The organism is Streptomyces sp. BYX5S (genome assembly GCF_054724165.1).
Map to the genome: position 1 here is coordinate 1,060,669 of NZ_CM138829.1, position 22,085 is coordinate 1,082,753.

At 70.7% G+C, this 22,085-nt stretch carries 17 protein-coding genes; 8 read left to right on the forward strand and 9 right to left on the reverse strand.

Annotated features, from left to right (window positions below; translation table 11 throughout):
- Positions 1-14: 14 nt before the first annotated feature.
- From ACYBSK_RS04800 to ACYBSK_RS04810, 3 genes are read right to left on the reverse strand one after another with little or no spacing between them, the layout of a single operon-like run.
- Positions 15-1,958: an ABC transporter permease/substrate-binding protein gene (locus tag ACYBSK_RS04800; protein ID WP_457475572.1), complete on the reverse strand. Its 1,944-nt coding sequence runs from the start codon at positions 1,956-1,958 to the stop codon at positions 15-17.
- Positions 1,948-3,480, reverse strand: a complete 1,533-nt coding sequence (locus tag ACYBSK_RS04805; RefSeq protein WP_460245274.1) for a sugar ABC transporter ATP-binding protein — start codon at positions 3,478-3,480, stop codon at positions 1,948-1,950. Before ACYBSK_RS04805 ends, ACYBSK_RS04800 begins: the two co-directional genes overlap by 11 nt.
- Positions 3,477-4,505 carry a LacI family DNA-binding transcriptional regulator gene (locus ACYBSK_RS04810; RefSeq protein ID WP_460245275.1) on the reverse strand — a complete coding sequence of 343 codons (1,029 nt, stop codon included), beginning with the start codon at positions 4,503-4,505 and terminating at the stop codon, positions 3,477-3,479. Before ACYBSK_RS04810 ends, ACYBSK_RS04805 begins: the two co-directional genes overlap by 4 nt.
- Before the next feature lie 241 nt (positions 4,506-4,746).
- Between ACYBSK_RS04810 and ACYBSK_RS04815 the strand changes: the two genes are divergently transcribed.
- The 3 genes from ACYBSK_RS04815 to ACYBSK_RS04825 all read left to right on the forward strand — a co-directional run bounded on the left by ACYBSK_RS04815 (position 4,747) and on the right by ACYBSK_RS04825 (position 9,136).
- Positions 4,747-5,325, forward strand: a complete 579-nt coding sequence (locus ACYBSK_RS04815; protein WP_460245276.1) for a hypothetical protein — start codon at positions 4,747-4,749, stop codon at positions 5,323-5,325.
- A 60-nt stretch (positions 5,326-5,385) separates the two neighbouring features.
- On the forward strand, positions 5,386-7,641 hold the full coding sequence (recD2, locus tag ACYBSK_RS04820) for an SF1B family DNA helicase RecD2 (protein ID WP_460245277.1): 2,256 nt from the start codon (positions 5,386-5,388) through the stop codon (positions 7,639-7,641).
- 184 nt (positions 7,642-7,825) lie between these two features.
- Positions 7,826-9,136 carry a citrate synthase gene (locus ACYBSK_RS04825; RefSeq protein ID WP_457475585.1) on the forward strand — a complete coding sequence of 437 codons (1,311 nt, stop codon included), beginning with the start codon at positions 7,826-7,828 and terminating at the stop codon, positions 9,134-9,136.
- A 571-nt stretch (positions 9,137-9,707) separates the two neighbouring features.
- On the opposite strand, the gene ACYBSK_RS04830 is transcribed toward ACYBSK_RS04825, so the two are convergent.
- The 4 genes from ACYBSK_RS04830 to ACYBSK_RS04845 form a co-directional block, all read right to left on the reverse strand.
- Complete coding sequence (locus ACYBSK_RS04830) at positions 9,708-9,965, reverse strand: heavy-metal-associated domain-containing protein (protein WP_457475586.1); 258 nt, start codon at positions 9,963-9,965, stop codon at positions 9,708-9,710.
- Between the two features lie 56 nt (positions 9,966-10,021).
- Positions 10,022-10,969, reverse strand: coding sequence for a PrsW family intramembrane metalloprotease (locus ACYBSK_RS04835; protein WP_460245278.1), 948 nt, complete (start codon positions 10,967-10,969; stop codon positions 10,022-10,024).
- A gap of 102 nt (positions 10,970-11,071) precedes the next feature.
- Complete coding sequence (locus ACYBSK_RS04840) at positions 11,072-11,269, reverse strand: helix-turn-helix transcriptional regulator (RefSeq protein ID WP_457475588.1); 198 nt, start codon at positions 11,267-11,269, stop codon at positions 11,072-11,074.
- A 245-nt stretch (positions 11,270-11,514) separates the two neighbouring features.
- Entirely contained in the window at positions 11,515-12,417 is a 903-nt protein-coding gene (locus tag ACYBSK_RS04845) for a sugar phosphate isomerase/epimerase family protein (RefSeq protein ID WP_460245279.1), read from the reverse strand.
- Between the two features lie 155 nt (positions 12,418-12,572).
- On the opposite strand from ACYBSK_RS04845, the gene ACYBSK_RS04850 reads away from it, so the two are divergent.
- The 5 genes from ACYBSK_RS04850 (at position 12,573) to ACYBSK_RS04870 (ending at position 19,455) form a co-directional block, all read left to right on the forward strand.
- Positions 12,573-13,499, forward strand: a complete 927-nt coding sequence (locus ACYBSK_RS04850; RefSeq protein ID WP_460245280.1) for a Cgl0159 family (beta/alpha)8-fold protein — start codon at positions 12,573-12,575, stop codon at positions 13,497-13,499.
- Positions 13,500-13,514: 15 nt separating this feature from the next.
- Complete coding sequence (iolB, locus tag ACYBSK_RS04855; protein WP_457475591.1) at positions 13,515-14,321, forward strand: 5-deoxy-glucuronate isomerase; 807 nt, start codon at positions 13,515-13,517, stop codon at positions 14,319-14,321.
- Complete coding sequence (gene iolD / locus ACYBSK_RS04860) at positions 14,318-16,198, forward strand: 3D-(3,5/4)-trihydroxycyclohexane-1,2-dione acylhydrolase (decyclizing) (RefSeq protein WP_460245281.1); 1,881 nt, start codon at positions 14,318-14,320, stop codon at positions 16,196-16,198. The genes iolB and iolD overlap by 4 nt, the downstream gene beginning before the upstream one ends.
- Positions 16,199-16,229: 31 nt before the next feature.
- Positions 16,230-17,738, forward strand: a complete 1,509-nt coding sequence (gene mmsA / locus ACYBSK_RS04865; RefSeq protein ID WP_460245282.1) for a CoA-acylating methylmalonate-semialdehyde dehydrogenase — start codon at positions 16,230-16,232, stop codon at positions 17,736-17,738.
- A gap of 310 nt (positions 17,739-18,048) precedes the next feature.
- On the forward strand, positions 18,049-19,455 hold the full coding sequence (locus ACYBSK_RS04870; RefSeq protein WP_460245283.1) for an APC family permease: 1,407 nt from the start codon (positions 18,049-18,051) through the stop codon (positions 19,453-19,455).
- Between the two features lie 99 nt (positions 19,456-19,554).
- Here ACYBSK_RS04870 and ACYBSK_RS04875 read toward each other — a convergent pair whose 3' ends face one another.
- Positions 19,555-20,874 carry a Gfo/Idh/MocA family oxidoreductase gene (locus ACYBSK_RS04875; protein WP_460245284.1) on the reverse strand — a complete coding sequence of 440 codons (1,320 nt, stop codon included), beginning with the start codon at positions 20,872-20,874 and terminating at the stop codon, positions 19,555-19,557.
- 5 nt (positions 20,875-20,879) lie between these two features.
- A complete protein-coding gene (locus ACYBSK_RS04880; RefSeq protein ID WP_457475596.1) occupies positions 20,880-21,899 on the reverse strand; it encodes a LacI family DNA-binding transcriptional regulator in 1,020 nt (339 codons plus the stop codon).
- Positions 21,900-22,085 lie beyond the last annotated feature (186 nt).

A 22,085-nucleotide genomic window follows, 5' to 3' on the forward strand; every position in this document is an offset into this window, starting at 1 on the left:
ACCGTACGAGTACGTCACTCGAAGTCGGCGACGTTCTTCGCCGTGACGACCTTCACCGGCACCTTCACGGCCGAGGAGATGTCCTGGTCCTTCGCCGCCTTGATGGCGTTCTGCACGGCCATCCTCCCGAGCTCGCGCGGCTGCTGGGCCACGGAGGCGTACAGGGTGCCCGCCTCGACGGCCTTGAAGCCGTCGGGGGTGCCGTCGAAGCCGATGACGGGGACGGACTTGCCGGCCTTGGAGCCGAGCGCCTTGATCGCGCCGAGCGCCATCTCGTCGTTCTCGGCGAAGACGCCGTCGACGTCGGGGTGCGACTGGAGCATGTTCGTCATGACGTCCAGGCCCTTGGTGCGGTCGAAGTCCGCGGGCTGCTTGGCGACGACCTCGATGCCCGGGTACTTCTTGATCCCGGCGGCGAAGCCCGCGCCGCGCTCACGGCTGGCGGACGTACCGGCCTGGCCCTGGAGGACGACGATCTTTCCCTTGCCGCCCAGCTTGTCGGCCATGACCTTCGCGGCCTGCTTGCCGCCCGCGACGTTGTCGGAGGCGACGAGGGTGGCGGCCTTCGCCTTGTTGACGCCGCGGTCGGCGGCGACGACGGGGATGTCGGCCTTGTTCGCGGTGCGCACGGAGGGGCCGACGGCGTCGGAGTCGACCGGGTTCACGATGACGGCGCTCAGGCCCTCGCTCGTGAAGTTCTGGAGCTGGTTGGCCTGCTGCGAGGCATCGTTCTGCGCGTCCGTGACGGTCAGCTCGACGCCCTGCTTCTTCGCCTCGGCCTGCGCGCCCGCCCGCATCTCCGTGAAGAACGGGTTGTTGAGCGTGGACACGGCCATGCCGAGCTTCAGGTCCTTCTTGCCGCCGGAGCCCCCGGTGTTGTTCCACACCGCGAGACCGCCGACGATCGCGACGGCGACGACGGCCGCGATCACGTACTGCATCCGCTGCTTCGGCCCGCCGGTCCCGGCGCCCGCGGCGGCGGGCTGGGCGCCCGCCTTGCGGCGCGCGGTGTCCAGCAGCACCGCGAGGGCGATGACGACACCGATGACGACCTGCTGCCAGAACGCGGACACCGACAGGAGGTTGAGGCCGTTGCGGAGCACGGCGAGGATCAGCGCGCCGATGAACGTGCCCGAGGCCTTGCCCGTACCGCCCGCGAGGGAGGCGCCGCCGATGACGACGGCGGCGATGGCGTCCAGCTCGTAGCCGCTCGCTGCCTGCGGCTGCGCGGACGCGAGCCGGGAGGCGAGCACGATGCCCGCGACGGCCGCGAACAGGCCCGACAGGCCGTAGATGACGAGCTTCTGCCGCTTGACGCGCAGACCGGAGAGGCGGGCCGCCTCCTCGTTGCCGCCGATCGCGTACATGGACCGGCCGATGAACGTACGGCCGAGGACGACCGCGGTGATGAGCCCCATTACGACCATCACGATGACCGGCACGGGCAGCCAGCCGCCGAGGGTGTCACCGAGCTTCGAGACCGAGTCCGGGAACGGGATCGGCGAACCCTGCGAGATCACCAGCGAAAGACCGCGCCCGACCGACAGCATCGCCAGCGTCGCGATGAACGGCGGCAGCTTGCCGTACGAGATGAGCAGGCCGTTGACGAAACCGCAGGCGATGCCCGTGACGACGGCGAGCAGCACGGCTATGACGACCGGCACGCCCTCGTTGGTGGCCGCCCACGCGAGGACGGTCGCCGACAGGGCCGCCACGGACCCCACGGACAGGTCGATGCCCGCCGAGACGATGACGAAGGTGACGCCGAACGCGAGGATCGCGGTGACGGCCGCCTGCACGCCGACGTTCAGCAGGTTCTGCGTGGTCAGGAAGTCGCCGGACAGCAGCGACATGGCGACGACCAGGACGACGAGCGCGGTCAGCGCGCCGTTGTCGAGGAGCAGCCGCAGCAGGCTCCCGTTCTTGGCCTGGGTGTTCTTGAGCGTGTCAGTGGTCACGGGAGCCCTCCTCCTTGAGGGACGGGGTGTTGCTGACGGCGAGCGCCATCACGGAGTCCTGCGTGGCGTCCTCGGCGGCGAGTTCACCGGCGATGCGTCCCTGCGCCATCACAAGGACCCGGTCGCTCATGCCGAGGACTTCGGGGAGATCGCTGGAGATCATGAGCACGGCGTGCCCGGCGGCGGTCAGCTCGTTGATCAGCTGGTAGATCTCGACCTTCGCGCCGACGTCGATGCCGCGCGTCGGCTCGTCGAGGATCAGCACCTTGATGTCGGCGAGCAGCCACTTGCCGATGACGACCTTCTGCTGGTTGCCGCCGGACAGCGTGCGCACGTGCTGGCCGAGCCCGGCCATCCGCACGCCCAGCTGCTTCGCGATCCGCTCGGCGGCCTCGTGCTGCCCCTGCCGGTCGACGAACCCACCGCGGGTCGCGGCCCGCAGCGTCACCAGCCCGAGGTTCTCCTCGACCGACTGGTCCAGGACGAGCCCCTGCCCCTTGCGGTCCTCGGGGACGAGCCCGACCCCGGCGGCCATCGCGGCGATCACGTCGTGCCGGGGGAGCGCGGTGCCCGCGACCTCCACCGAACCCTTGTCGTACGGGTCGGCGCCGAAGACGGCCCGGACGACCTCGGTTCGGCCCGCGCCGACGAGGCCCGCGATGCCGACGACCTCGCCGGCCCGCACCTCGAAACCGATGTCGTGGAAGACGCCGTCCCGGGTGAGACCCTCGACCTTCAGCAACGCACCACCGGTGTCGGGGCGTTCGCGCGGGTACTGCTGGTCGATGGAGCGCCCCACCATGAGGCGGACGAGCTCGTCCTCGGGGGTGGCGGCGGGCACCTGCCCGACACTGCGCCCGTCGCGGATCACGGTCACCCGGTCCCCGAGCGCGGCGATCTCCTCCAGGTGGTGGGTGATGAAGACGACGCCGACGCCGTCCGCGCGCAGCTGCCGCACGATCGCGAACAGCTTCTCGACCTCCTCGGAGGTCAGCACGGCGGTCGGCTCGTCCATGATGAGCACGCGCGCGTCCAGGCTGAGCGCCTTCGCGATCTCCACCATCTGGAGCCGGGCGATGCCCAGTTCGCGCACCCGCGCGCGGGGCGACACGTTCACGCCCACGCGCGCGAGGAGCGCTTCGGCGTCGGACTCCATCGTCTTCCGGTCGATGAGCCCGAACCGCCGGGGCTGGCGCCCCAGGAAGATGTTCTCGGCGACGGTCAGGTCGGGAACGAGATTGAACTCCTGATAGATCGTCGCGATCCCGAGCCGTTCGGCGTCCTGCGCGCCGTGGATACGGACGTGCTCGCCGCCGACGGTGATGCGGCCCTCGTCGGGCGTGTAGGCACCGGAGAGCATCTTGATCAGCGTGCTCTTCCCGGCCCCGTTCTCACCGAGCAGGACGTGCACCTCCCCGCGGCGCAGGTCGAAGTCGACGCTGTCGAGTGCGACCACGCCGGGGAAGGTCTTCCGTATCCCTTCGATACGCAGCAGCTCCTCGGGGCTGCTCTCCGTTGTCACCAGGTGCTCCTCTCCATTGAGGTACGCGGGTGGGGGTGTTCGCCGCAGGAGCGCCGTACGACGAGGTGGGCGGGGAGCGTCACGGACTCGGGCGCGCGGCCCTCGATCCGGTCGACCAGGGCGCGCACGGCGGCGCGGCCCAGCTCCTTGGTCGGCTGGGCGATCGCCGTGATCGGCGGATCGGTGTGCACGAACCACGGGATGTCGTCGAACGCCGCGACCGCGATGTCGTCGGGGACGCGCAGCCCGCGCGCGCGGACGGCGTCGAGCGCGCCGAGCGCCATCAGGTTGTCGGCGGCGAAGACGGCCCCCGGCGGCTCGGGCAGAGCGAGGAAGGCCTCGGTGACGCGCCGCCCGCTGTCGGCCTGGAAGTCGCCCTGCCCGATGTACGCGTCCGGCAGCTCCAGCTCGTACGAGGCGAGGGCCTCGCGGAACGCGTCGACGCGCTCGCTGCCGGTCGTGGTGGCGGCGGGGCCCGCGATGATCGCGAGGCGCCGGTGCCCGAGCGCGTGCAGATGCGCGACGAGGTCGCGGACGGCGGCGCGGCCGTCGGAGCGCACCACGGGGACGTCCACGCCGGGGATCCACCGGTCGACGAAGACCATGGGCGTGCCGGTGCGGGCGGCGTCCAGCATGATCGGTGAGCCGCCGTCGGTTGGGGAGACGAGCAGTCCGTCGATGCGGCGGTCGAGCAGGGTCCGGACGTGGTGGTCCTGGAGCTCGGGCCGCTCGTCGGCGTTGCCGATGATCACGCTGTAGCCGAGCCCGCGGGCCTCGTCCTCGACGGCCCGCGTCAGCTCGCCGAAGTACGGGTTCAGCACGTCGCTGATGACGAGGCCGAGCGTGCGGGTCTGCGCGGTGCGCAGGGAGCGGGCGACCGCGTTGGGGCGGTAGCCGAGCGACTCCACGGCGGCGAGGACGCGGGTGCGGGTGGCCGGGCTGACGGACGGGTGGGCGTTCAGGACGCGGGAGACCGTGGCGACGGAGACGCCGGCCGCGGCGGCGACATCCTTGATACCGGCCATCGCGCCACCTCCTTGTGGCTGCGTGGAATCGATTACACGGAGGATTGGAATCGATTACACGGGGGTGTGGCAAGGGGGATGGGAGTGGTCGTGACGCGATCGTGATCGTGGGAGTGAATGCTCAAGCCCCTGCGGCGATTGAGCAGCGGGGTCCGGGGCGGAGCCCCGGGGTTTGTCGGTGCCGCGTGCGATGGTGGAGGAACCGCAAGGCCCCACGGATGACGAAGACGGAGCAACGGACGTGAATCACGCGCAGCTGACCGCACTGGGCCGCGCCCTCCGCGTACTCGGCGAGCACGGCGAGAAGCTGACCGGCGACACCCCGGACGACGTGCTCCACGAGATCCGCGGCGACCTCACCCGCGCCCTCGACCAGCTCGACGACGCCGTCTCCGGCGACAAGCCCACGACCCGCTGCAAGGAACACCCCTACGGCCCGGTCGAGGAATCCGCCCCGGACCTGTGCCTGTTCTGCGAGACCCGCCGCCGCAAGGCCCGCCGCTCCCAGATCTCCGGCGACCCCGGCCCGGCCCCCCGCCCCACGGACGACCGCCCGGTCCTCTCCCGCTACGGCACCCGCGAGGACCGCCCCCAGCCCCAGCAGCGCTGGATCCCGGAGATGTGGAACGGGCAGGTGTGGCAGCTGTGCGGCACCCCCCGCCACGACCGCCGCGAGGCGGAGCTCTACCTCGCGGCCCAGCGCCGCCGCCCGGACGCCGCGATGGCCTACCGCCTGGTCCACGAGTTCACCGACTACGAGGTCGTCCGCGTCTGGGGCACCCCGATGCGCATGGACCCGGAGCCGATGGGCGGCGTGTAGGCCCGGCCTCCTGGCGCCGGACCCTCCCGCGTTGTCGGACCCTGCCGCTACCGTCGGATCATGTCCAACCAAGCGGCGGGGGCGCGGCAGACGGCGCGGCTCGAGGGGGTTCTCGAGCGGATCACCTACGCCAACGAGGAGACGGGGTACACGGTCGGGCGGGTCGACACCGGCAGAGGCGCCGGTGACCTGCTGACCGTCGTCGGCTCGCTGCTCGGGGCGCAGGTGGGGGAGTCGCTGCGGATGGAGGGCCGGTGGGGCTCGCACCCGCAGTACGGCAAGCAGTTCACCGTGGAGAACTACACGACGGTGCTGCCCGCGACCATCCAGGGCATCCGGCGCTACCTCGGCTCCGGGCTCGTCAAGGGCATCGGTCCCGTCTTCGCCGACCGCATCACCCAGCACTTCGGGCTCGACACCCTCGACATCATCGAGCAGGAGCCGAAGCGGCTCATCGAGGTGCCGGGCCTCGGCCCCAAGCGGACGAAGAAGATCGCCGACGCCTGGGAGGAGCAGAAGGCCATCAAGGAGGTGATGGTCTTCCTCCAGAGCGTCGGCGTGTCCACCTCCATCGCCGTCCGGATCTACAAGAAGTTCGGCGACGCCTCGATCTCCGTCGTGAGGAACCAGCCCTACCGGCTCGCCGCCGACGTCTGGGGCATCGGCTTCCTCACCGCCGACCGCATCGCGCAGTCCGTCGGCATCCCGCACGACAGCCCGGAGCGGGTCAAGGCCGGGATCCAGTACGCCCTGTCGCAGTCCACCGACCAGGGGCACTGCTTCCTCCCCGAGGAGCGGCTGATCGCCGACGCCGTGAAGCTGCTCCAGGTCGACACCGGACTCGTCATCGAATGCCTGGCCGAACTCGCCCTGCCCGACGAGGACTCCGGCGAGCCCGGCGTGGTACGCGAGAAGGTGCCGGGCGAGGACGGGGAGCCGGTCACCGCGGTCTATCTGGTCCCCTTCCACCGGGCCGAACTCTCCCTCTCCGCCCAGCTGCTCAGACTGCTGCGCACCGAGGAGGACCGGATGCCCGCCTTCCGCGACGTCGCGTGGGACAAGGCGCTGGCCTGGCTCGCCGACCGTACGGGGGCGCAGCTCGCGCCCGAGCAGGAGGAGGCGGTCAAGCTCGCGCTCAGCGAGAAGGTGGCCGTGCTCACCGGCGGCCCCGGCTGCGGAAAGTCGTTCACCGTGCGGTCCGTCGTGGAGCTGGCCCGCGCCAAGCGCGCCAAGGTCGTGCTCGCCGCGCCCACCGGCCGCGCCGCCAAGCGGCTCGCCGAGCTGACCGGCACCGAGGCCTCCACGGTCCACCGGCTGCTCGAACTGAAGCCCGGTGGGGACGCCGCGTACGACAAGGAGCGGCCGCTCGACGCCGACCTGGTCGTGGTCGACGAGGCCTCCATGCTGGACCTGCTGCTCGCCAACAAGCTGGCGAAGGCGGTGCCGCCGGGCGCGCACCTGCTGTTCGTGGGGGACGTGGACCAGCTGCCGAGCGTCGGTGCGGGCGAGGTGCTGCGGGACATGCTCGCCGAGCAGAGCCCGGTGCCGGCCGTGCGGCTGACGCGGATCTTCCGGCAGGCCCAGGAGTCCGGTGTCGTCACCAACGCCCACCGCATCAACTCGGGGCACCAGCCGGTGACGACGGGCCTCAAGGACTTCTTCCTGTTCGTGGAGGACGACACCGAGGAGGCCGGGCGGCTCACCGTCGACGTCGCGGCCCGCCGGATCCCCGCCAAGTTCGGCCTCGACCCGCGGCGCGACGTGCAGGTGCTCGCGCCCATGCACCGCGGCCCCGCGGGGGCGGGCAACCTCAACGGGCTGCTCCAGCAGGCCATCACCCCCGGCCGCCCCGACGTGCCGGAGAAGCGCTTCGGCGGCCGGGTCTTCCGGGTGGGCGACAAGGTCACCCAGATCCGCAACAACTACGAGAAGGGCGAGAACGGCGTCTTCAACGGCACGGTCGGGGTCGTCACGGCCCTGGACGCCGAGGAGCAGCGGCTCACGGTCCTGACCGACGAGGACGAGTCCGTCCCCTACGACTTCGACGAGCTGGACGAGCTGGCGCATGCCTACGCTGTGACCATCCACCGCTCCCAGGGGAGCGAGTATCCGTGCGTGGTGATCCCCGTCACCACGGGTGCCTGGATGATGCTCCAGCGGAATCTTCTCTACACGGCGGTCACCCGCGCCAAGAAGCTGGTCGTCCTGGTCGGTTCGCGCAGGGCGATCGGTCAGGCGGTGCGTACGATTTCGGCCGGTAGACGGGGTACTGCCCTTGATTTCCGGTTGTCCGGCGCCCTCGTTCAAAGAATTTGATCGATCAGACGAGTCGCGAAGGTCACAACCACTTCCGGAACCAGGGCGAAGGGGGCAGGATGAGCAAGTTGGCGGCACTCAGTGCCGCCAATGAGCCCAATGGTCGACCCCGAGTGCACTCTGCTGGGCCAAGTGGGGGAAGGTAGAGACAGTCAGGGCACCTCGAAGAAGAGGCACTACGTCGGTGAGGGATGACGTGAGCGAGCAGAACGAGAAGGCTGTAGTACTCCAGTACGGCGACGGCGAGTACACCTACCCGGTGATCGACAGCACCGTGGGAGACAAGGGCTTCGACATCGGGAAGCTCCGGGCCCAGACGGGCCTGGTGACCCTCGACAGCGGATACGGCAACACCGCCGCCTATAAATCCGCGATCACCTATCTCGACGGTGAGCAGGGCATCCTGCGTTACCGCGGTTACCCGATCGAGCAGCTGGCCGAGCGTTCCACCTTCGCCGAGGTCGCCTACCTGCTGATCAACGGAGAGCTCCCGACGGTCGACGAGCTCTCGACCTTCAAGAACGAGATCACCGGGCACACGCTCCTGCACGAGGACGTGAAGCGGTTCTTCGACGGCTTCCCGCGGGACGCCCACCCGATGGCCATGCTGTCCTCCGTGGTCTCCGCGCTGTCCACCTTCTACCAGGACAGCCACAACCCGTTCGACGAGCAGCAGCGTCACCTCTCCACGATCCGGCTGCTGGCCAAGCTGCCGACGATCGCGGCGTACGCCTACAAGAAGTCGATCGGCCACCCGTTCGTCTACCCGCGCAACGACCTCGGCTACGTCGAGAACTTCCTGCGCATGACGTTCTCCGTGCCGGCGCAGGAGTACGACCTCGACCCGGTCGTGGTCAACGCGCTCGACAAGCTGCTCATCCTGCACGCGGACCACGAGCAGAACTGTTCGACGTCCACCGTGCGTCTGGTCGGCTCGTCGCAGGCGAACATGTTCGCGTCGATCTCCGCCGGCATCTCGGCCCTGTGGGGCCCGCTGCACGGTGGCGCCAACCAGTCGGTGCTGGAGATGCTCGAGGGCATCCAGGCCGCGGGCGGCGACGTCGACGACTTCATCCGCAAGGTGAAGAACAAGGAAGACGGCGTGAAGCTCATGGGCTTCGGGCACCGCGTCTACAAGAACTTCGACCCGCGGGCGAAGATCATCAAGGCGGCGGCGCACGATGTCCTGTCGGCGCTCGGCAAGTCCGACGAGCTGCTCGACATCGCGCTGAAGCTGGAGGAGCACGCGCTGGCCGACGACTACTTCGTCGAGCGCAAGCTGTACCCGAACGTCGACTTCTACACGGGTCTGATCTACCGGGCCATGGGCTTCCCGACCGAGATGTTCACGGTCCTGTTCGCCCTCGGCCGTCTTCCGGGCTGGATCGCCCAGTGGCACGAGATGATCAAGGAGCCGGGGTCGCGCATCGGCCGTCCGCGGCAGATCTACACGGGTGTCGTCGAGCGGGACTTCGTTCCGGTCGAGGAGCGCTGAGCCGTACCGGTGTCGCGGTCCCGGGGCGCTGCCCCGGACCCCGCTGCTCAATCGCCGCAGGGGCTTGATCGGGGTCGTACCCGGATCGGGCCCCTGCGGCCTTTTGTTCGGCGTACAGAAAGCGCCCCGCTGTCGGTCCCCCCACGGGCCGACAGTCGGGGCGCTTTCCTTGTCCCGGGTCGGATTCCCCCCACGGGATCCGGCCTGGGGGTCTTTGGTGCGTCGGCCGCCGGAACACGTACCGTCGGGCGGGCCGCTCAAGCTTCCCGGCGCACGTGCCCCGGCCAACGCTGTCGGGTCCGTCCCCCAAGACGGGCCCCACCGATGTGGAACGTCCCCCAAGACGTTCCTGCATCGCCTCCTTAGACTCACGAGACCCGCAAAGGGTTACGTTCGGATCAGTGTGATCTGCGTCTCTTGCATATGTCCCGTGCGTTCGCAAGAGGCCCGATATGTGGATATCGGGCCCTGTGGGGGAGTGCTGCAATTGTGCCGTGGGGATTATGTGTAGGTCCAGAGTTCTCTAGGCGAAATTGCACACACGCAGCCGATTGGTGCCGGACGCCTGTCTTCAGGCGCGGCCGACGAGCTCGTAACCGGCCTCGTCCACCGCGGCGCGGACCGCCTCCTCGTCGAGCGGCGCGGCCGAGGTGACCGTGACCCGGCCGGTGGCGGCGACCGCCTCGACGGAGGTCACGCCGGCGAGCTCGGAGACCTCCTCGCGGACCGCGCCCTCGCAGTGGCCGCAGGTCATGCCCTTCACCTCGTAGACGGCCGTGACGGCGGACTCGGTGCCGGCCTCGGGAAGTTCGGTGTGGGCGCTGCTCATGGCGGTACTCCTTGCTCGTGGGAAATGCGTCGCTCAACGCGCTCGACCCTATACCCCTAGGGGGTATTTTTCCAAGAAGGATCGCGGCGCGCGAGGCTGCGCACCCAGGCGAGGGCGAGCAGGGTGATGAGCGCCAGTCCGCCCACCGAGAAGAGGGTGAAGAGATGCTGCTGGGCATCGGTGGGCTCGGGGATGTAGCCCTGCGCGAAGAGCGCGCGGTCCAGGTCCGTGGTGGTCAGCCGGGCCACCAGCCAGATCGCGATGCCGTGCATCGAGTCCCACAGGGCGTGCAGCAGGGAGACGCCGAGGTAGGTGGCGATCACCGGACCGGCGAGGCGGTAGCGCCCGTTCGGCTTGCGGAAGGAGAGCAGGACCGCGCCCGAGATCGCCGTCCACAGGCCGTGGCCGAAGGGGGCGAGCAGGCCGCGCAGGACCTCGGTCTCCAGCAGGGCCCGCAGGTCGATGCCCTTCATGGTGATCGCCGCGTTGAACGCGTAGCCCGCGCTCTCGAACGCCGCGAACCCGAAGCCCACCGTCGCGCCCAGGACCAGGCCCGCGCGCAGTCCGCTGACGCGGGGGTGGCGGTGCAGCACGTAGACGAGGGCGAGCAGTTTGACCGCTTCCTCGATCAGGCCCACGCCCACGAACATCCATACCGAGGGGTGCAGGAGGTAGTACTCCATCACCGACGCGCCCAGGACGCCGAGGATGCCGCCCACGAGGAAGCAGCCGAGGATCAGGTTCACGCCCAGGTCGCGGCCGTGCCGCTCGTACGCCCACAGGACGAAGACCGCCGGGGTGAGGAAGCTGCCCAGCAGGATCAGGGTCGGCAGCAGCGTGGTGTTCTGGGTCGCGAACGTGACGACCGCGGTCAGCGCCCACAGCCCCAGGCCGCCCCACAGGCAGCGCTTCCAGAGTCCGGGGCGGATCTGCGGTCCCGGCGGGGGCGGCTGCTGCGGGATGCGGGCCTGGGGTGCCCCGAAGGGCTGTTGGGGCTGCGTCACTGCGATTCCCTCCGGGCGTGCCGGTGACTGGCTGTCACTTTGGCCGATTTGTCCGAAGTTTATGGCGGGTGCCGTGGTGTCGCAGTGCGGGTGGGGAGGGGGTCAGTCCTTGCGGCCCCGGTTGCCCGGACGGGAGGCCACCCAGGCGCGGACCGTGTCGGCGTACCAGTACGGCTTGCCCCCCTCCACGTGATCGGGCGGGGGCAGCAGGCCGTGTTTGCGGTACGAGCGGACGGTGTCGGGCTGCACTCTGATGTGTGCGGCGATGTCCTTGTACGACCAGAGCCTGCGGTCGCTCATCGGTGGCTCCTCCCTGGCGGTTCTCGCGGCGGCTCGGGGGTGCCGCCGTGATCAACTCAGCCTGTGCCCGGTGAACGAGGTGAACCGAGGTGAAGGGAGGGCCTGTGGGGCTGCTGTGACGCAGAACCCGCGTAGGCCTGACATGTGTGACGCGATGGGGGCGTTTGTGACGTGAGTGATGCAAAGGGGGCGCACGGATGGCGCATGCTCCGGCGCCCGGCGGGGCAGGACGGCCGTGCGCGGTCTCAGACCCCGCAGGAGCGCAGATAGCGGCGGGTGCGGGTGGCGATCGGCAGCGGCCGGTCCGGATCGCACGGGTACATGTCCTGCTCGACGATCGCGAACAGCTCGGTGTCCAGCTTCTCCGCCGCCGCCAGCACCGGCCCCAACTCCGGCACGCCGCGCGGCGGTTCGCACATCACGCCCCGCGCCACCGCCGGCCCGAACGGCGTCCCCTCGGCGTGGACCGCGGCCAGGACCGCCGGGTCCACCTGCTTGAGGTGCAGATAGCCGATCCGCTCCCCGTACGTCTCGATCAGCCGGACGCTGTCGCCGCCGCAGTACGCGTAGTGGCCCGTGTCCAGGCACAGCGACACGAGGTCCGGGTCCGTCGCGTCCAGGAGCCGCGTGACGTTCTCCTCCGTGTCGACGTGGGTGTCCGCGTGCGGGTGGAACACCAGCTTCAGGCCGTAGCGATCGCCCACCTCGCGGCCCAGGCGCTCGGTCCCCGCCGCCAGGTCGCGCCACTGCTCCGCCGTGAGCCGGGAGTCCTCCAGGACCGCGCCGGTCTTGTCGTCGCGCCAGAACGACGGGATGACGACCAGGTGCCGCGCGCCCATGGCCTGCGTCAGCTCCGCGATCGACGCCACGTGCTCCCACGTCTTCTCCCACACCGCCGGGCCGTGGTGCAGCCCCGTGAAGACCGTGCCCGCCGACACCTTCAGGCCCCGCCGCGCCGTCTCCTCGGCGAGCACCCGCGGATCCTTCGGCAGGTAGCCGTACGGGCCCAGCTCGATCCACTCGTAGCCCGCCTCGGCGACCTCGTCGAGGAAACGCCCGTACGGGACCTGCCGCGGGTCGTCGGGGAACCAGACGCCCCAGGAGTCGGGGGCCGAGCCGATGCGGATGCGCGCGGGCGTGGTCGTCATGGAGTCAGCCTCAAGGCGCCCGAGAAGAGGTGTCAAGACGAGGTTCGAATGTCAGGACAAAATATTGACAGGAGGCTTCGGCGGGGCTATCTCTGGCGGGGCGCACCATGACCGAGGATGCCGAGGATGCCGTGCCCCAGGGGATGGAGTCGGGCTTGAGCGATGCGGGTGACGTCGACCTCCGGCGGATCGCTCGGATCCGCGCCGAGCGGCCGGAGGCCGTCGCGGAGGCCGCCGCGCGGCGGACGCGGCGGGAACTGCTCGGCGACGGCGGCCGGTTGCTGATCGTCGCCGCCGACCATCCGGCGCGCGGCGCCCTCGGCGTCGGGGAGCGGCCCTTCGCCATGGCCGACCGGGCCGACCTCCTGCGGCGGCTCTGCGCCGCGCTGGCCCGGCCGGGCGTCGACGGGGTGCTGGCCTCCGCCGACGTCGTCGAGGACCTGCTGCTGCTCGGGGTGCTCGACGGCAAGGTCGTCGTCGGGTCGATGAACCGGGGCGGGCTCGCCGGCGCCTCCTTCGAACTCGACGACCGGTTCACCGGGTACCGGGCCGAGGACCTGGAGCGGTGCCGGTTCGACGCCGGGAAGCTGCTGCTGCGCCTCGACTACGACGACCCGGGAGCCGGTTCCGTCCGCACGCTGGAGGCCGCCGCCCGCGCCGTGGACGCCATGGCCGCGCGTCGGCTGCCCGTGTTCGTCGAGCCGTTCCTGACCCGCCGCGATCCCGGAACGGGGCTGCTGCGCTCCGACTTGAGCCGGGCGGGCGTCACCACGTCGATCGCCGTCGCCTCGGGGCTCGGCGGCACCTCCGCGTACACCTGGCTGAAGCTGCCGGTCACCGACGACCCCGACGACATGGCCCGCGTCATGGCGGCCTCGTCCCTGCCCGCCGTGCTGCTCGGCGGCGACATCAAGGACGGCGACCAGGACGCCACGTACGAGAAGTGGCGCGTCGCGCTGCAACTGCCCACCGTGCGCGGCCTGGTGGTGGGCCGTTCGCTGCTGTACCCGGCCGACGGGGACGTCGAGGCGGCCGTCGACACGGCCGTCGGACTCCTGCGCGGCGCGCGCACGGACACCTAGGAGGAGAGTAGAGGGATGACGCATCTTCCACGCGGCAGCGCGGGCGACGGGCCCTACGCGCTGTCCGTCGATCCCGACAAGGTGGGCTGGGCCCGTGCCGGGCTGCGGATCCTCGAACTGCGGGGCGGGCGGACGCACGCCTTCGACACTGGGGAGAGCGAGTGGATCGTGCTGCCGCTCTCCGGCGGGTGCTCCGTGCGCGCGGAAGGGATGAACATCGAACTGACGGGCAGGCGGGACGTGTTCGGTTCCGTGAGCGACTTCGCCTATGTCCCGCGCGACAGCACGGTGGAGATCTCCTCCGGTGCGGGAGGCCGGTTCGCCCTGGCAGGAGCGAAATGCGGGCGACGACTCCCCGTCCGCTACGGCCCCGCGCCGGAGGTTTCCGTCGAGGACCGCGGTGACGGGCGCAGCGCCCGCCAGGTGCGCAACTTCGCCTCGGCCGACGCCTTCGACTGCGACCAGCTCATCGCCGTCGAGGTCATCACCCCCGGCGGGAACTGGTCCTCGTACCCGCCGCACAAGCACGACGAGCACCGGCCGGGCGAGGAGACGGAGCTGGAGGAGATCTACTACTTCGAGATCGAGGGCCCCGGCGGGTACGGGTACCAGCGCGTGTCCCCGTCCCGGCCCGGCGGCACCGACCTCCTCGCCGAGGTCCGCACCGGCGACACCGTGCTCGTCCCCGACGGCTGGCACGGCCCCTCGATCGCCCAGCCCGGACACGCCATGTACTACCTGAACGTCATGGCGGGACCGGGAGACGAACGGGAGTGGAGGATCTGCTTCCACCCCGATCACGCCACGGAGGGATACCGATGACCCGAACGGTTCGGCTCACCGTCGCCCAGGCCCTCGTCCGCTTCCTCAGCAGCCAGTACACGGAGCGCGACGACGTCCGGCGCCGGCTGATCGGCGCCACCTGGGGCATCTTCGGCCACGGCAACGTCGCCGGGCTCGGGCAGGCGCTCCTCCAGTACGGCGACGACATGCCCTTCCACCAGGGCCGCAACGAACAGGCGATGGTGCACGCCGCCGTCGGGTACGCGCGCCAGAGCGACCGGCTGGCCACGCACGCCGTCACCACGTCCATCGGCCCCGGCGCCACCAACCTCGTCACCGGCGCCGCCCTCGCGACCGTCAACCACCTGCCCGTCCTGCTGCTGCCGGGCGACGTGTTCGCGGCGCGCCCCGCCGACCCGGTGCTCCAGCAACTCGAAGTGCCGTACGCGGGCGACGTGTCGGTCAACGACTGCCTGCGGCCCGTCTCGAAGTACTTCGACCGGATCGAGCGGCCCGAGCAGCTGATCCCGGCCGCGCTCCAGGCCATGCGCGTGCTCACCGACCCCGTCGACACCGGCGCCGTCACGCTCGCGCTGCCGCAGGACGTGCAGGCGGAGGCCTTCGACTGGCCGGAGGAGTTCTTCCGCGAGCGGGTGTGGACCGTGCGCCGCCCCGCACCCGACGCCGCCGAACTCGCCTCAGCGGTAGGGGAGTTGCGGCAGGCCCGGCGTCCGCTCCTGATCTCCGGCGGCGGCGTCCACCACAGCGGCGCCGAGGACGTGCTCAGGGAGTTCGCCGACGCCACCGGGATCCCCGTCGCCTCCACCCAGGCCGGCAAGGGCTCGCTGCCGTACGACCATCCCGCCGACGTCGGCGGCATCGGCCACACCGGCACCGCCACCGCGAACGAGCTGGCCCGCACCGCCGACCTGGTGATCGGCGTCGGCACCCGGTACACGGACTTCACGACGGCCTCCGCGACCCTCTTCGCCCACCCCGACGTCCGCTTCCTCAACCTGAACGTCGCCGCCTTCGACGCCCACAAACTCTCCGCGCAACCGCTCGTCGCCGACGCCCGCGTGGGGCTCACCGCCCTGCGCGAGACGCTCGGCGACGGCTGCCGCGCCGAGCCCGCGTACATCGCCACGTACGCCGACGACAAGGAGCGCTGGGAGCACCGCGTCGACGCCTGCTTCGCCGCCGACGACGACCTCGTACGCCCCACCCAGGCCCAAGTCCTGGGCGCGCTCGATCAGTTGGTGACGGGCGACGACATCCTCATCAACGCCGCCGGTTCGCTCCCCGGCGACCTGCACAAACTGTGGCGGGCCCGCTCCCGCGACCAGTACCACGTCGAGTACGGCTACTCCTGCATGGGCTACGAGATCCCCGCCGCGCTCGGCGTCGCCCTCGCCGCGCCCGGCCGGCCCGTGTGGGCGCTCGTCGGCGACGGCACGTACCTGATGCTGCCGACCGAGATCGTCACCGCCGTCCAGGAGAACATCCCGGTCAAGCTCGTCATCCTCCAGAACCACGGATACGCCTCCATCGGCGGCCTGTCCGCGTCCGTCGGCGCCGAGGGCTTCGCCACGCAGTACCGGTTCGCGGGAGAGAAGGGCGCCTACGAGGGGGCCCCGCTGCCCGTCGACCTCGCGGCCAACGCGGCCAGCCTCGGGATGACCGTGCACCGCGCCAAGACCGTCCGTGACCTGCGCGAAGCCCTCGCCGCCGCGCGCGCCGCCACCCGCCCCACATGTGTCTACGTGGAGACCGAAACGGCAGACACAGTGTCGGGCCCGCCCCCGGCGCAGGCGTGGTGGGATGTGCCTGTGGCCGAGACAGCGGAGCGCAGCGCCGCCGTCGAGGCCCGCGAGGAGTACGACCGGCACGCCGCCGGTCGACGCCGCCACCTCTGAGAAGTACGTAGCCGTCACAGGAGTTGCCCGTATGTCTGACACGAAGTTGGTCCACCACTGGGTCGGCGGCAAGACCGTCGAGGGCGCGTCGGGCAATCACGGCCCGGTGACCGACCCGGCGACCGGCGCCGTCACCACGCACGTCGACTTCGCCTCGGTCGAGGAGGTGGACACGGCCGTCGCCGCCGCGAAGGAGGCGTTCAAGAGCTGGGGCCTGTCCTCGCTCGCCAAGCGCACCGAGGTCCTCTTCCGGTTCCGCGCGCTCCTCGACGCCAACCGGGACGCGATCGCCGAGCTGATCACCGCCGAGCACGGCAAGGTGCACTCCGACGCGCTCGGCGAGGTGGCCCGCGGCCTGGAGATCGTCGACCTGGCCTGTGGCATCAACGTGCAGCTCAAGGGTGAGCTGTCCACGCAGGTCGCCACCAACGTGGACGTGTCGTCGATCCGGCAGCCGCTCGGTGTCGTCGCGGGCATCACGCCGTTCAACTTCCCGGCCATGGTGCCGATGTGGATGTTCCCGATCGCCATCGCGACCGGCAACACCTTCGTGCTCAAGCCGTCCGAGAAGGACCCGTCGGCGTCCATCAAGATCGCCGAGCTGCTGTCCGAGGCGGGTCTGCCCGACGGCGTCTTCAACGTCGTCCACGGTGACAAGGTCGCCGTCGACCGCCTCCTGGAGCACCCGGACGTATCGGCCGTCTCCTTCGTCGGCTCGACCCCGATCGCGAAGTACATCCACACCACGGCCTCGGCCAACGGCAAGCGCGTCCAGGCCCTCGGCGGCGCCAAGAACCACATGCTGGTGCTGCCCGACGCCGACCTGGACGCGGCCGCCGACGCCGCCGTCTCGGCCGCGTACGGCTCGGCGGGCGAGCGCTGCATGGCGATCTCCGCCGTCGTCGCGGTCGGTTCGATCGGCGACGAACTCGTCGCGAAGATCAAGGAGCGCGCCGAGAAGATCAAGATCGGCCCCGGCAACGACCCGACGTCCGAGATGGGCCCGCTCATCACGGCCGCCCACCGCGACAAGGTCGCCGGTTACGTGAAGGGCGCCGCGGCCGAGGGCTGCGAGGTCGTCCTCGACGGCAGCGACTACACGGTCCCCGGCTTCGAGAACGGCCACTGGGTCGGCCTGTCCCTCCTCGACAAGGTCCCCACGACCGCCAAGGCCTACCAGGACGAGATCTTCGGCCCGGTCCTGTGCGTGCTGCGCGCGGACACCTACGAAGACGGCGTCGCGCTCATGAACGCGTCCCCCTTCGGCAACGGCACCGCGATCTTCACCCGCGACGGCGGCGCCGCCCGCCGCTTCCAGCTGGAGATCGAGGCCGGCATGGTCGGCGTCAACGTCCCGATCCCGGTCCCCGTCGGCTACCACAGCTTCGGCGGCTGGAAGGACTCCCTCTTCGGCGACCACCACATCTACGGCAACGACGGCACGCACTTCTACACCCGCGGCAAGGTCGTCACGACCCGCTGGCCCGACCCCGCCGACGCCCCCGCGGGCGTCGACCTGGGCTTCCCGCGCAACCACTGAGGTCCCCGCCGAGGCCTCGCGCCGTCCGGAGTACGGACAGTTCACTGTGAACTTCAGCGCCGCGGCTGCGGTTCCCGTACGTAGGGGATGAACCGGGCGATGCAAGCCGACTCCCGTGGATACCTTCGATGTGAAGGTCATCCACGGGAGTCGCTGCGTCTATGGCGGTTGACTTTGCGAACACCTTAAGAATCGCGCGCGGTTGACGGAAACGGCGGTGCGGATTCCGAAGGGAAACAGGCGTTGACGTTCGGATATCGGCGAGGTTGCATGACGCAGCCCTGTCGCACGAGTCGATCGGAACCGCTCCATGACCGACACGCTCCGCTCCACCACCGCCCCCACGGTGGAGCCCCTGCCGGACACAGCACCTGAAGGCTCTCCCCACAAGCTCAAGCGTTCCATCGGTGTCGTCGGAGGCACCCTGCTCACGCTGTCCTGCGTGACGCCCGCCTCCTCGCTCTTCGTGGTCGTCCCCGACCTCTTCGGCTCCCTCGGCACCGCCACCGCCCTCACCATCGCCATCGGCTCGCTGATCTGCATCGGCGTGGCGTTCCTCTACTCGGAGCTGGGCACCCTCATCCCCAGCGCCGGCGGCGAGTACGCCATGGTCTCGACGCTCGCCGGGCGCCTCGCGGGCTGGCTGGTCTTCGTCCTGTCCCTGCTGGTCGTCTTCATCGTGCCGCCGGTGATCGCCATGGGCACCGCCGACTACCTGGAGCCGGTCATCCACCTCGACCCGGCGATGACGGGCGCGGGCGTGATGCTCCTGTCCACCCTCGCGGGCCTGCTCGACCTGCGCGCCAACGCGTGGATCACCGGCATCTTCCTCGTCCTGGAGGTCATCGCCGCCGCCCTCGTCGCCGTCCTCGGCTTCGCGCACTCCGAGCGCGGCCTCGACTCCCTCGGCTCGATGCAGGTCGCGGGCGCGGACGGCGGCACCGACGCCGTCACCGGCATGCTCGTCGTCTCCGGCCTCGCCATCGCCCTCTTCGTCACGCAGGGCTTCTCGACGGCCGTCTACCTCTCCGAGGAACTGGAGAACCCCCGCACGTCCGTGGCCCGCACGGTGCTCGCCACGCTCGCGATCTCCTCGGTGATCATCCTGGTCCCGGTCGTCGCGATCACGATGGGCGCCAAGGACCTCTCGGCGCTCACCTCCGGCGACATCAGCAGCATGGTCGTGGCGTGGTCGAACTCCGCGGTCGGCACGTTCGTCTCGCTGTGCGTCGCGCTCGCCATCGTCAACGCGGGCATCGTCATGGTCATCCAGAACTCCCGCGTCCTGTTCGCCTCGGCCCGCGACAAGGCCTGGCCGGCCCCGGTCAACCAGGCGCTGTCCCGCCTCGGCCGCTTCGGCTCCCCGTGGGTCGCCACCCTCGCCGTCGGCGTCCCCGGGGCGGCGCTCTGCTTCGTCAACCTCGACACCCTGTACGGCGTGACGGGCGTCTCCGTCACCGGCATGTACCTGCTCGTCGCGGTGGCCGCCCTGTTCGTCCGCCGCGACGCCCACAAGGACCGGCCGGCCTGGCGGATGCCGCTGTGGCCGGGGGTCCCCGTGGTCCTCATCGCGGTGATGCTCTACATCCTGGTCGAACAGGCGACCACGTACCTCCTGTGGACGGGTGGGATCGTCGCGGTGGCGACGCTGTACTGGGCCTTCTACCTCAGGCCGCGGCAGGAAACGCGGTGGTTGGTGTCGGTCCCGACCGAGTAGTGCTGTGGGGAGCCCCTATGGCGATTGAGCAGCGGGTCCGGGCCACATCAGCCCCTCCGGCGATTGAGGAGCGGGGTCCGGGGCGGAGCCCCGAGGCGTTCACCACAGGTGAGCGGTCTCGACGGGACGGCCGGTCGCCAACGACTCGTTCCCGGCCACGCCCACCGCGAGGGCAAGCGCCCCGTCCCGCGCGGTGGCCCCCTTCCCGGCGGCGGGCGCCGCCCCCTCGTCGCTCCCGTCCCCGACCGCCCCGAACAGCTCCTTCAGCATCCGCAGATCCCCACCCCCGTGCGACCCCGCCGACCACTCGTACGGAATCTCCCGCGGCGCCTCCCACAACGGCCGCAGCAGAATCGAGGTGCGGCCGGGCCGGTCCATGACCACTCCGCCGTGCGACGCGCCCTCCCCGCCCACGGCGGCCTTCGGCGGCTGCCACGTGTTCTCCTCGACCTCCAGCTCCAGGCGTCCGGCCGTGCCGTTGAACATCACCCGGTAGCCCTCCCAGGGGGAGTACGCCGTGAGGTGGTACGTCATCGTGGCCCCGGAGTCGTACCGCACGAGGACCGACAGGTCGTCCTCGATGTCGATGCCGTCACCGAACACGTTCCGGTCGCGTACGTAGTCGGAGTCGCCGGCCGCCTCCGCGTCCACGTACAGGGACGTGAGGTTGGGATCGTCGGCGAGGTGGATCGCGTACGGGTCGTCGCCGGCCTCCGCCGCGCCGTGCGCCCGCACGTAGTCGCGCCGCAGCCCGGTCCGCTCCCCGTTCTCCCGCCCGTAGAAGACGAGGCCGCCCTCCGCGTACACGCGGGTGGGCGCCGCGTTCAGCCACCAGTTGACGAGGTCGAAGTGGTGGCCCGACTTGTGCACGAGCAGCCCCCCGCTGTGCCGCTTCTCGCGGTGCCAGCGGCGGAAGTAGTCCGCGCCGTGCCGCACGTCGAGCAGCCACTCGAAGTGCACGGAACGGATCTCGCCGATCGCGCCGTCGTGCAGCAGCTGCCAGACCTTCTCGTGGGCCGGGTTGTAGCGGTAGTTGAACCCGACGGACAGCTCGCCGCCGGTGCGTTCCACGGTGTCGAGAACGGCCCGGCACCTCTCCGCGTCGGTCGTCATCGGCTTCTCCGTGACGACCCGGCAGCCCGCCTCCAGCGCGGTGTTGATGTACGTGTGGTGCGTCGCGTCGACGGTGGTGACGACGACCTCGTCGATACGGTGCGTGCGCAGCGCCTCCGCGAAGCCGGCCGGGTCGCAGGCCGCGGCCTCCGGGGCGCCGAGCGTCCCGAGCAGCCGGTTGTGGTGGGCGATCCGGGTCGGGCTCGGGTCGGCGAGGAGGGCGATGGCATAGTGGGGGCGGGCGGCCAGGGCCCTCGTGTACATCTGGGCACGGTGGCCGGTGCCGATGATCGCGGCGCGCTTCATGGGGGTCAGGATTCCTTTCGCGGGGCGGGGCCTGTGGAGCGTCGGACTATCAACTCGCTGTCCAGGACGAGTTCTTCGGGTGCGCGGTCCGGGTCGTCGAGGCGGCGCAGCATGAGGTCGACGGCGCGTTCGCCGAGCGCGTCGAGCGGGATGCGGACGGAGGTCAGGGCGGGGGTGGCCGTGGTGGCGAGGAGGGTGTCGTCGGCGCCGACGACGCTCACGTCGTCCGGGACGCGGACGCCGCGGTCGGCGAGGCGGGACAGGACGCCGAGCGCCATCAGGTCGTTGTGGGCGACGATCGCGGTGGCGCCCGCGGCGAGGGCCAGATCGGCGACCTGGGTGCCGGTGTGGAACTTGGGCTCGTGAGGGCCGAACTCCGTTACCTTCAGGCCCAGTTGCTCGGCGGCGTAGCGGACGGCGTGGCCGCGCTGCTCGCTCGACCAGGAGTTGCGGGCCCCCAGGATCAGGGCGAGGTGGCGGTGGCCGAGGGCGTGCAGGTGCGCCACCGCCTGGCGCAGGCCGTCCTCGCTGGGCGCGACCACGGACGGCACGCCGGACACGCTCCGATTCACGGCGACGCTCGGCACCTGGTGGACGACCTCGCCGAGGCGGGCGCCGTCCATCCTCGGGGCGACGAGGAGGAGGCCGTCGACCTGGCGGGCGAGGGTGAGGGCCAACTCGTACTCGTCGTCGGGGTGTTCGTCGGTGTCGGAGAGGAACACGGCGTAGTCCTTGCGGCGGGCGCGGGCCTGGACGGCCTTCACGATCACCGCGAAGAACGGGTTGGCGATGTCGGGGACGATGAGGCCGAGGGTCCGGGTGCGGCCTTCGGCGAGGGAGCGGGCGATGCGGCTGGGGCGGTAGCCGAGGCGTTCCGCTGCCGCGAGGACGCGGGCCCTCGTTTCGGGGCGTACCTGGTGGGGGGAGGCGAAGCAGCGGCTGACCGTGGAGGGGGAGACGCCGGTGAGGGCGGCGACGTCCTCCGCGCTTGGGGCTGCGCCGCTGTGCCGTTCGTTGTTACGCATACCGTGACCCCTCACGTTGACTCACGCGGTTCCCCGCGCCCCCGGTTTTTCGTCGGCGAGTGCCGCCGCGCCGTGCGTTTGCGCAGTTCCCCGCGCCCCTCAAAACTTCGCGCCGTTCCTCGCGTCCCCGGTTTTTCGTCGGCGGGTGCCGTCGCGCTGTGCGTTTGCGCAGTTCCCCGCGCCCCT